This is a genomic window from Corallococcus interemptor, from assembly GCF_003668875.1.
Lineage (GTDB): Bacteria > Myxococcota > Myxococcia > Myxococcales > Myxococcaceae > Corallococcus > Corallococcus interemptor.
This window is the reverse complement of the sequence record NZ_RAWM01000075.1, coordinates 33,075-43,042: the sequence shown is the minus strand read 5'-3', so window position 1 is coordinate 43,042 and position 9,968 is coordinate 33,075. Positions and strand designations below refer to the sequence as shown.

The following is a 9,968-nucleotide window of genomic DNA, read 5'->3' as shown; positions in this document are numbered from 1 at the left end:
GCAACGTGCTCGACTCTCTCACGGCGTCCCTCGAAGCCCATCTCCACGGCACTCCCGCGCCCTCGCTCCTGCCCGGCTCATAATCTCAGCTCACGCTCGCGGCCTTCAGCCCCCCGTGAACGCTTACGGCACCGGCACATGACGCTGTGCCTGGTGGCCCACGTCTTCCTGGCCTCAGCGCGTGCCATGGCCAATCTCCCACCCAAGGAGAAGCTGCTCCCAAAAGCCCTCGGCCTGCCGGTGCGAAGAAATCCCATGCGCGCATTTCTCGCCCGGCGCGGCCTTCACTGATGGCGCTCGTCTGCTACTCCATCCAGGAAGTGCGCGGACTCCTGCTTTCACTCCTGCGGCGGACTGCGGCTCCTGTCGCGCACGTCCTGGCCTGGAGTCGCTGGCGGCGCCACCACCAAGCCGTGGCCATGCAGTGTCACTACCGAGCCCGAGGGGCGCGACTCAAACTACAGCTGTAGGGCTACGTGCCGGCGAAAAAAGGGGGGCCCGCGTCGGGAAGTGCCGCGCTGGGAACGCGACGAAACTCATGGCGCTTGCAGACGGCGATGGTCTTCCACTCGCTGTCTATATTGCAGAGGGAAACCGATTCAACAGTGTGCTCACCGAAGGAACTCTCGACGCTGCTTTCGTGGAGAGACTTCCTCCCCGACTGATTGCCGACAAAGCGTGGGACGGTCGCACGCTGCAACGGCGGCTGCAGGAGGAGCGCGGCATCGACCTCATCGCTCCGAAGCGGAAGAACAGTCGGCGAAAGCAGGATGGCCGCAAGTTGCGCCGCTACAAGCGACGCTGGAAAGTCGAGCGCCTCTTCGCTTGGCTCAAGCGCTGGCGCCGCATCGCGACACGCTGGGAGCGCAAAGCCGAGAACTTCCTCGGCTTCATCCACCTCGGCTGCGTCGTCCTACTCCTCAGGCGGCTCTACCCGAAAGTGCGGTTATGAGATGTGCTCTAATGCCTCCAGCCCTGGCATGCGACGGCCAACCAGCCGAACTTCAGGCGCCTGATCCTCTGTGGCCGATAGATATTGTATGGGAAGGATCGTTCCTGTTCCTGCTTCCCCAGCAAGAGCAGGAACACGGAGGCTTCCGAACTGCAGTTATACAAGTAAGCTCATTCGCGCACAGTCGCCGCAGTCTGCTCGCAAAATTGCTGGAGAACACGATCGAATGAACCTGCGCCGATCGCGCGGCAGAATGCCTCAAGTTCCATGGACCAAGCGAAACCTGCCCGCGGATTGAGGAGGCCCAGCGTCCCTAGCTGATGGCCGGACAGGTCGCAGGCATTCATGCAGGCATAGCCGAGCAGTTGGAAGAGATACTCGCGGGAGAGCTTCCCCTTCCTTGGGTCGACGCACTTGACGTCGTACAAGGTTCGGCCCGAAATGAAGTCGCCGTCCGAGGCTGCGAGACACCCTACTTTAGGCCATCGGGGATTGTAGATGAATGGCTGTTCCTGCGGGAGGAGCATGAGCATGCTTCGGCATGTCCGGCGAAGTTCCTCCAATGCTTCTTTTGGAAAGACTGTAGCGAGCGCCTTCCTCAGTCCGCCACGAACAGAGAGCATGGGCCTCAGCCGATCCAGGCCTGTGGAAGCGCGCGCTCCCGCACGGAGGAGCCCATCGAAGATTGCTAGGACCAGGAGCGCCGATGCTTCCTCCGGCTCGGGACACGTTCCGGGAGGAATGGACCAGAGCATCTGACGCACAGCTTCCGCCAACTCGACATAGCCTGGGGGCACAACCACACGGAGGAACACGTGGTCGATGCCACGCGGCCCATGAGGGTCCCTCTCGGGCCAACCCCGTCCTGCCCACGTTGCCTCTGGAATCCACTTCAATACAGGCGGTGCGTAGTTCCACGCATGCTTGGAGGGTATTCCGATTCGCTGAAGCCCAATGAAGGTGTCGAGAGCCGTCCCTGCGAGAGCGTCAAATGGGGCGTCCCCGCCACCATGCACCCGCCCTACCAGTCGCATGGCGCGAGTGGCGTGCTCTGCCACGTCACCGGCGAACGGGGCCACTCGGTCCCAGAAGGAATGCTGCGCGAACCGGCTCACCGTTCCGAGCGAAATTTGCGGCGCGCCTCGGCTCTTCCCGTGATTCTCTGGAGTTGATGCTCCCATGCGCCCAGAGTGTGCCACCGCATAGCAACCTCTCGCGCGTGGGAGGCTCCCCGGACGTAAACAGCATTACATCGTGGAGCCATGGTAGCCGGGGCCACTCACCATCACTCCTCCACTCAATCACAGCCACCCGGGCGACCGACTTCATCGCCCGGGGGCCATTGCGTACTACGGGCAGCTACCCGTGCCCGTCGCACCCACCGCCGGCAGACCGCTCGGGCGGTTGGGTAGCGGCAGCTCGGGGTGATCGAACGGCGCCCTTTCCTTCTCCACGCGGCAGTCCGTCAGCGCGTTCGTCAGGAAGTCGAGGAGCGCGCCTCGCTGGGCGGTCGTGAGGGTGAAGGGCTGCAGCAGGCTGGTGGTCTGCGGGTTCGGTACGTCGCGGCCTCCCTGGGCGTAGAAGTCGATGACGTCGTTCAGCGTGGCCTTGCCTCCCTGGTGGAAGTACGGGGCCGTCAGCTTGATGTTTCGCAGCGTGGGCGTCTTGAAGGCTCCCAGGTCGAAGGGCGAACCGCTGATGGACACCGGGACTCCCTGCGCTCCCAGGCGGCCTCGGCCCGGGTCCTCGTTGGGCGGACGCAGGCCCAGGTTGTGGAAGCCCTGGTCTCCTCCGTCCGCGTTCAGCGAGCCCGCGACCTGGTACGCACGCCAGCTGGCGTCCGAGAGCAGACCTCCGTTGTGGCAGGTGTTGCAGCGCGCGGGCCCCAGGAAGACTCCGAAGCCGTGGAGCTGGTTCAGCGTCAGCGCCGTGATGTTGCCCTCCAGGAACTTGTCCAGCGGCGTGCGGTCCGGCACCAGCGTCGCCTGATACGCGTAGAGCGCTTCACCGACGATGAGCGAGAACTCCGCCTCCGCGTTGTTCGTCAGCGTGGGGCCAAAGGCGCGCAGGATGAGCTCCTTGTACGTGCACGGGACTCCGTCGCAGATGAGACCCGGGCCCGCGGGGTTCGCCAGGGGCCCCAGCACGCTGTCGTTCGTCGCCACGTGCTGCAGGCGCAGCGCTCCTCGCGGCAGCAGCTTCGTGCCCAGGCTGTTCGGTCCGTTGAACGGACGGCCCGTGCAGGTCATCTCGAACTCGTCCACCGGCGGCGCGACCGCCTGTGACGCCAGGGCCACGTTCTCGACCGTGTACGGGCCGTTGCCGTTGCCCAGGTGACCGAAGGGGTCCCGGCCGTTGAAGACGTGCGTGGCCAGGCCGTCCCAGAACAGCTCGCGGAAGTACACCGCTCCAATCATCGTCGGGCTGTTGCGTGCTCCCACCCGGCGCTCGGTGTACCACGGGAAGGCCGACACCTGCTGGCAGATGTCGGTCGACTGCGTCAGGTCCGGGTTGATGCCGAGGAAGGTGGCTCGCACCGTGCCCTGGGAGCCCACCCGGTCGTTGTTCGTCACGTTCGACGGCGTGAACTGCTGGCCCGCCGCCGTGACTCCGCCGCTCGCGTAGATGCCGTCGATGCCCGGGTTCAGCGTGTTGAACGTGCGGTCATCCGCTCCCGCCTTGAAGTGACAGGTCGCGCACGCGCTCTGCGCGTCCGAGCCGATCTGCACGTCCCAGAACAGCGCCTTGCCCAACTGCACCGCCGCCGGCATGTTGGTGATGTGCAGCCCCTTCGGCGCGGGCACCTTCTCCGCTCGCAGGGGCAGGATGCGCATGAAGTCGTAGCCTCCCGGCGGCAGCGTGGACGCGCTGCGCGCCTCCAGGCCCGTGGTGTTGGCTTCAATGCCCACCGTGGAGAGCGCCAGCGCGGTTCCTGCCGCGGCCTTCTCCAACATGGCGGCCTCCTCCGCCTTCTCGCTCGTCGCCGCGGCCGCGGGCGCCGCCATCACGGGCGCGGGGGCCGGAGGGGTGTCCTTTTTCTCGGGGGAGGCTTCCGGGCTCGGGGTACAGCCCGCGAGCAGGGCCATCAGGGCTCCGAGCGTGAACCGCCGCCCGAAGTATGGGGATGTGGTGGGGTGAATTGGCATGGTGAGGCTCCTTCGTTCGAAGTGATGCGGGGACGACGACAAGGCCAGACGCGATGGACTACCGGGCGCAGCGGAAGCCGATGCCGCCGGTGCGCATCTCAGGGCGGTTCTTGCTGCGGGTGACGGCTCGGAACGTCGACACGTCGTCCCGGCCACCGCCTCCGCGGTTCACCCGGAGACCGTCGTCCCTCACGCCGTCGTACGTCGCGGCGTAGCCGCTCGCGGTCCACTCCCAGACGTTCCCCGCCAGGTCCATCACGCCGTCCGATGAACGTCCCTCCGGGAAGCTGCCCACGGGCGCCGTCTCCGGATACGCATCGTCGGGGAAGGGGGCCGCCTTCCATCCGTCGAAGCCCTTTGCCTTGCCGTTCTGGACGCAGCCTTCACCGCACGCGTTCGCTCGCGTCGCGTCCGGCGCCGCATCTCCCCATGGGTACGTCCGGCCGTCAGGACGACGGGCCGCGTACTCCCATTCGGCTTCCGTGGGCAGACGCTTACCCACGGCGCGGCAATAGGCGTCCGCCTCCAACCAGGTGACGCAGTTGATGGGATGTGTTTCACGCCCCTGGGGGTGCTTCCAATTACAGAACTGCTGGAAGCCCGTTGCCGCGTTCGCCGCCGGCTCTCCGCACCGGCCGTCCCGTACACAGCTGGCGTAGGCCGCGACCGTCACCTCCGTCACGTCCAGCAGGAAGGCCTGTACCTGCTCCGGGTGCGCGGGCCTTGCGTCCTCCGGGCCGGAGTCGCTGCCCATCTGGAACGTGCCGGCCTCGATGCGCACCATGCCCGGTGCGTCCCCTGCCCCGCCCTTCGGAGGCGGTGCCCCGGCGCAGCCAGAGAGCACCAGCGCCACGAGCAACCCGTCACACGCACTGCCCATACGCATGGCTCGCCATGCGCCATGGAGCGCACGCGTCGCCGCAGTCGATGTCGCCATGGTCCCCCTCGGATCAGGCTGTCGAAGAAGCTTCGACGAGCGACCGGCCACCAACGCACAGCCCCGGTCCGCCCTATAGGCATACTCACTACAGGTATGAGACGTTTAATACAAGCAGAAAATAGACAACGTGGATGTTCGAGCCAGTTCCGATGACCCTGTAAAGCCCGCCGGCTCGCTTCAGTCGCCGGGCTTCGGGTCGGGGTCGATGGCGGGCAGCTCGTCGATGCTCACCGCGTTGTTCTTCTTACGGTAGTCAGCCAACCAGTCCGGTCCCTTCTTGTTCACCCACTTCACGAGTTGGTCTCGCTGCTCCACGAACTCGTAGCGCGGGACGGAGAAGCCGCAGGAGCCGGCGATGCGATTCACGTCCACCACGATGATGGCCCGGCCTCCTGGCAGGTCGGGGAAGTGCGACAGCAGCTCTCCGAACTCCGGTTGTTGCTCCGGCGTCAACACACGCCCCTTCCCGTGCAGCCGGATGATCTTCGGCGGCCCGTCGAAGGCGCAGAACATGATGCAGATGCGGCCGTTCTCCCTCAGGTGCGCGACGGTCTCCACCCCGCTCCCCGACAGGTCCAGGTATGCGACGCGGTGCGGGCCCAGCACCCGCAGCGTGTCGAGCCCCTTCGGCGACAGGTTGACGTGCCCGTCGCCGGACAGCGGGGCCGTCGCGACGAAGAACATCTTCTGGTTCGCGATGAAATCTCGCAGCTTGGGGCTGATCTCTTCGTAGATGTTGTTCATCGCGGGTCCCCTCCCCTGTCTACCGCTGGTAGACCCGGACCACTTCGTCCAGGGCGCTCAGCGCGTACTCGACCTCTTCCACCGTGTTGTAGAGGTAGGCCGACATCCGGAGCACTTCGCCGCTCGTGTAGTGGTCCACCAGCGGCTGCGCGCACAAGTGCCCGTTGCGGCACATGACTCCGTGCGCGTCACTCAACGCGCGGCTCACGTCGGAGAGGTCCTCCAGGCCGTCCACGTAGAGGCTGAAGATGGGCGCCCGCGCCTCCGCGACGTCCGGGCCCAGGAGCCGGAGCTTCGGCCGGCGCTTCAGTCCGTCCAGGAACGCCTTTGACAGCTCGTGGTCATGCGCCTGGATGCGCTCCAGGCCCACCATGTCCAGGTAGTCGATGGCCGCCGCGAAACCGAACGCGGCTTCGATGGCCGGAGTCCCCGCTTCGAACTTGTGGGGGATCTTCCGGTACTGGAAGGACTCAAGGGTCGTGTAGTCCACGACGCCGCCTCCCACGAGGAATGCCTCCGCGTCCCTCAGGAGTGACGCCTTCCCCACCAGACAGCCGATGCCGGACGGGCCCAGCATCTTGTGCGCGGACAGCGCGAGGAAGTCGATGTTGGACTCGGTGAAGCGCAGGCGGAGGTGCGCCGCGGACTGGGCCGCGTCCACCACCACCAGCGCTCCGGCCTCGTGGGCCATCTTCGAGATGGTCTCCAGCGGCAGGTAGCCCCCGGTGACGTTCGAGCAGTGCGTCACCACCACTGCCTTGGGCTTGCGCCGCAACAACTCGGCGTAGTGGTCCAGGTCCGGCTTCCAGTTCGGGCCCTGACGGACCACCTGGTAGTTGCCTCCCCGCATCCACGGCAGCAGCTGCGAGTGGTGCGCGTCCAGGAACCCGACGACCAGGTCGTCCTTCTTCAGCCCCATGCAGGCGGCCGCCAGGTTCAGGCCCTCCGTGGTGTTGCGCGTGAAGATGACCTCGTTGCTGGCGCAGCCCACCATCAGCGCCACCTTGCCTCGCGCCTCCTCGTAGAGGTCTGAGGCTTCCTCCGACAGGCGGTGACGCCCGCGGTGGATGTTCGCCGTGCACTCCGTGTAGTAGCGCGTCACCGCGTCGATCACCGACCGCGGTTTCAGCGCCGTCGCCGCGCTGTCCAGGTAGACGAACCGCTCGCCGTCCACCTGTCGCGTGAGGATGGGGAAGTCCTCACGCACCGCGCCGGAAGTAATCAAGTCATTGGAGCCGAAAGCCGTCATCGCGTTTCACCCTGATGTGGAAGTTCGCCGGACACCCGGCCCTCAGCCCGTCCTGACCAACTGGAACTTGCCCCCGCGCTCGAACGGGAAGTACTGGACCGCCTCCATCCGGAGCGCCTTCGACTCCAGCAGGTCCTCCAGCTTCGAGCGCAGCGTGGCCAGCTCATCCGCGGCGGGCTCCGTCTCCCCGCTGTAGCGGAAGACGAAGTGGCCGCCCTTCTGGAAGGTCAGCTGGAAGATGTCGATCCACTTCGGCGCGCCCACCAGCGCGTCCAGCTCGCCGGGCGTGACGTAGCGGCCACTCGGCAGCCGGACCAGATCCTTCATGCGGCCCTGGAAGGCCACGGCGGGCATCGTGCTGCCGCACTTGCACTTCCCCAGGAGCCGGTAGATGTCGTTGGTGCGGTAGCGGATGTGCGGGCAGAGCCGGTCGCCCACGCTCGTGATGACCAGCTCCCAGAGGTCGTCGCGGTCGTCCGGCGCCTCCATCTGGATGAACTCCAGGTAGTAGTCCTTGTCGTTGAGGTGGAGGTTGCCCTCCTCGCAGGCGAGGCCCACGAAGCCGAATTCGGACATCGCCATGACGGAGGCCACCGGGAAGTGGCCCTCGCACAGCGTGGCCAGCTGCCGCAGCAGCGCCTGCGTCGCGAAGGTGTAGGTCAGCAGCACCGACACCTTGCGGTTCATGTCGAACTTCCAGCCGGACGCTCGCGCCTTCTTGATCAGCACCGACAGGTGCATCGGGTCCACGTACCAGACGTTCGGCTCGTAGGAGTGGAGCTCCTCGAACGCGCGCTTGAGCATGGGCTCCGGCGTCGTGAGCAGGTCGTGGTAGACGGGCAGCACCAGCGTCCCGTCCTGGAGGATGCGGTCCTCCATGGACGTGTTCGGGTTGCTGCACTCGACGTCCGAGCAGTTGGGCGCCGCGTAGCGGCACATCCGGATCTTCGGCTCATCCAGGAGGAAGCTCAGGCTCTTGTTCACGGAGAGGCAGTTCGCCATCCGGTCCGCGAGCTTGAAGGCGTGGATGACGCTCACCAGCCGGTCTCCGCTCGTGCCGGAGCTCTGGTAGCGCTGCACGTAGGGGTCGTTGACCGAGCGCCCATCCGCCAGGACTCCCGCCGGGAAGTTCTTGCGGTAGTCCGGCTTGCTCGTCATCGGGATGTCGAGGAAGCCCGCCGCCGGTGACGCCGCGGGAGTCAGGGCCGGCCGGCTGCGGAAGAACGGGACGCTCTTGTACGCGAAGGAGGCTTCCTTCCAGGCCGCGTCGAGGTTTCCAAAGGCTTTGTGCATGGCTCAGGCCTGCTGCTGGGAAAGGGAGGGCTGGACGCGCGCGCGGACCGTGTCGAGGACGCCGCCCACCGTCACGGTGGCGTCGCCCAGCAGGCGCTCCAGGATGACCTGGTAGTGGGAGACGATGGTCGCGACCTCCTCCTGCGAGAAGAGCGCGGTCGTGTACTCCGCCTTGCAGTCGAGCCGGTCCCCGGTCCGCGTCACGAACAGGCTCAGGTCGTACTTGCTGGTGCCGCGCGGCAGCTCGATCTCCGTCACCGCGAGCTTCATCTCTTCGCTCACGACGTCGACGACGGTGTTCTCGTAGTAGCTGAAGAGGTGGTCGTAGAGCGGCGCGCGGTTGAAGCGCGTCGGCAGCTTGAGCTGGCGCATCAGCCGGAACGACGGGTAGCGGCCGTGACGGAAGGCCTCCAGCAGCTCGCCGTGGCACGCGCGGATGTAGTCGGCCGCGGCCACGCCGTGCTCCGCCTTCATGCGCACCGGCAGGCTGTTGACGAAGAGGCCCACCGTGTCCTGGACGTCCGCGTGCTGGCGGTTGAGGAACGGCACGCCCACCGTCACGTCGTCCTCGCCACTCAGCGCCGTGAGCAGCAGGGAGAACGCCGCGTAGGTGAGGCTGGACATCGTGACGTTCAGGCGCTCGCGCAGGCCCTCCAGCCGGCTGACGGAGACGCCCTTCAGCTCCTGGAGGTACATCTCGCCGGCGTAGCTCTTGATCAGCGGCCGGGGACGCGGGCTCAGCGTCAGCGCGCGGGGCGGCGTCTGGAACTTCTCCAACCACCAGGCCTCGTCCTCCGCCGTGAAGCGCGTGCCGGCGTGCGGATCCTGCGGCACCGCGACCGGACGCGCCTGCGGAACTCCCGCCGCCATCAGCGCGCGGTACAGCTTCGCGGCGCTGCGGCGCAGGACGTCCACCGCCCACCAGTCCGTGACGATGTGGTAGACGACCCACGACACCACCCAGCGCCGCTCGCCCACCTTCCACACCGCGACGCGGAAGCACGGCGGCGCGGACAGGTCGAAGCGGGTCGCGTACATGGCCCGGTGCTGCGCGGCGACCTCGGCCATCGGATCCGCGTGCCCCGACAGGTCCGTCACCTCCAGCTTGAGGGACGGTTCGATCTCCGCCATGGGCACTTCGCGCTGCACCGCGACGCCGTCCACCTCGAAGTACGCGTTGCGCAGCGCCGGCTGAAGCGCGACGAGCTCCACCAGGACCTTCTGGCAGACGGCCAGGTCCAGGTCGCCCTTCACCAGGTGGCTGACGCCCTCGTTGTAGGCGCTCATCGCCGGCGCGTAGCGGCGCATCTCCCAGAAGGCGAGCTGGAGCTCGCTGAGCGGCACGGCTTCGCCCTCCTGGCGCATGGGCTCTTCCGCCGGGGCGGGCGCACCGCCGCCGTCCGCCGCGCGGCGCTCCTCCACCGTGGCGGCGATCCAGTCCAGCGTCACCTCGCCCATGACCTCGCTCAGGTCGACGATGACGTCGAAGTCCTCGTAGAGGCGCGCGACCAGCTGCATGAGGCGCATGGAGGACGCGCCCTGCAACACCAGGGATGCGTCCGGCCGGATGTGGTCGATCCTCAGAATCTCTTTACAAAGCGTCGCAAGACGTTGCGCTGTGTCGGTGGACAAGGCGTGCTCCGT

The 9,968-nt window shown here is 66.7% G+C and carries 8 protein-coding genes; 1 reads left to right on the top strand and 7 read right to left on the bottom strand.

Annotated features, from left to right (window positions below; all coding sequences use genetic code 11):
• Positions 1-181: 181 nt before the first annotated feature.
• Positions 182-952 carry an IS5 family transposase gene (locus D7X96_RS24375; protein WP_121770849.1) on the top strand — a complete coding sequence of 257 codons (771 nt, stop codon included), beginning with the start codon at positions 182-184 and terminating at the stop codon, positions 950-952.
• Positions 953-1,122: 170 nt separating this feature from the next.
• Here D7X96_RS24375 and D7X96_RS24370 read toward each other — a convergent pair whose 3' ends face one another.
• From D7X96_RS24370 to D7X96_RS24340, 7 genes are all read right to left on the bottom strand, one after another.
• Entirely contained in the window at positions 1,123-1,485 is a 363-nt protein-coding gene (locus D7X96_RS24370; protein WP_121770848.1) for a hypothetical protein, read from the bottom strand.
• A gap of 816 nt (positions 1,486-2,301) precedes the next feature.
• Positions 2,302-4,038 (bottom strand): cytochrome-c peroxidase, encoded by a 1,737-nt coding sequence (locus D7X96_RS24365; protein WP_147468388.1) that lies wholly within the window; start codon positions 4,036-4,038, stop codon positions 2,302-2,304.
• 118 nt (positions 4,039-4,156) lie between these two features.
• Positions 4,157-4,984: a formylglycine-generating enzyme family protein gene (locus D7X96_RS24360; protein ID WP_158626302.1), complete on the bottom strand. Its 828-nt coding sequence runs from the start codon at positions 4,982-4,984 to the stop codon at positions 4,157-4,159.
• Positions 4,985-5,215: 231 nt separating this feature from the next.
• Positions 5,216-5,782 carry a pyridoxamine 5'-phosphate oxidase family protein gene (locus tag D7X96_RS24355; RefSeq protein ID WP_121770847.1) on the bottom strand — a complete coding sequence of 189 codons (567 nt, stop codon included), beginning with the start codon at positions 5,780-5,782 and terminating at the stop codon, positions 5,216-5,218.
• Between the two features lie 19 nt (positions 5,783-5,801).
• The gene (locus D7X96_RS24350) at positions 5,802-7,031 is read right to left on the bottom strand and encodes an aminotransferase class V-fold PLP-dependent enzyme (protein WP_121770846.1); all 1,230 of its coding nucleotides are present in this window, start codon (positions 7,029-7,031) and stop codon (positions 5,802-5,804) included.
• Between the two features lie 42 nt (positions 7,032-7,073).
• The gene (locus D7X96_RS24345) at positions 7,074-8,324 is read right to left on the bottom strand and encodes a phenylacetate--CoA ligase family protein (protein WP_121770845.1); all 1,251 of its coding nucleotides are present in this window, start codon (positions 8,322-8,324) and stop codon (positions 7,074-7,076) included.
• A gap of 3 nt (positions 8,325-8,327) precedes the next feature.
• Positions 8,328-9,956 carry a condensation domain-containing protein gene (locus tag D7X96_RS24340; protein ID WP_121770844.1) on the bottom strand — a complete coding sequence of 543 codons (1,629 nt, stop codon included), beginning with the start codon at positions 9,954-9,956 and terminating at the stop codon, positions 8,328-8,330.
• Positions 9,957-9,968: the final 12 nt, after the last annotated feature.

Coding starts and splice junctions, on each gene's coding strand:
- D7X96_RS24345 (WP_121770845.1), bottom strand. CDS start 8,324: ATGCACAAAGCCTTTGGAAACCTCGACGCGGCCTGGAAGGAAGCCTCC.
- D7X96_RS24360 (WP_158626302.1), bottom strand. CDS start 4,984: ATGCGTATGGGCAGTGCGTGTGACGGGTTGCTCGTGGCGCTGGTGCTC.
- D7X96_RS24350 (WP_121770846.1), bottom strand. CDS start 7,031: ATGACGGCTTTCGGCTCCAATGACTTGATTACTTCCGGCGCGGTGCGT.
- D7X96_RS24365 (WP_147468388.1), bottom strand. CDS start 4,038: ATGGCCCTGCTCGCGGGCTGTACCCCGAGCCCGGAAGCCTCCCCCGAG.
- D7X96_RS24370 (WP_121770848.1), bottom strand. CDS start 1,485: ATGCTCATGCTCCTCCCGCAGGAACAGCCATTCATCTACAATCCCCGA.
- D7X96_RS24355 (WP_121770847.1), bottom strand. CDS start 5,782: ATGAACAACATCTACGAAGAGATCAGCCCCAAGCTGCGAGATTTCATC.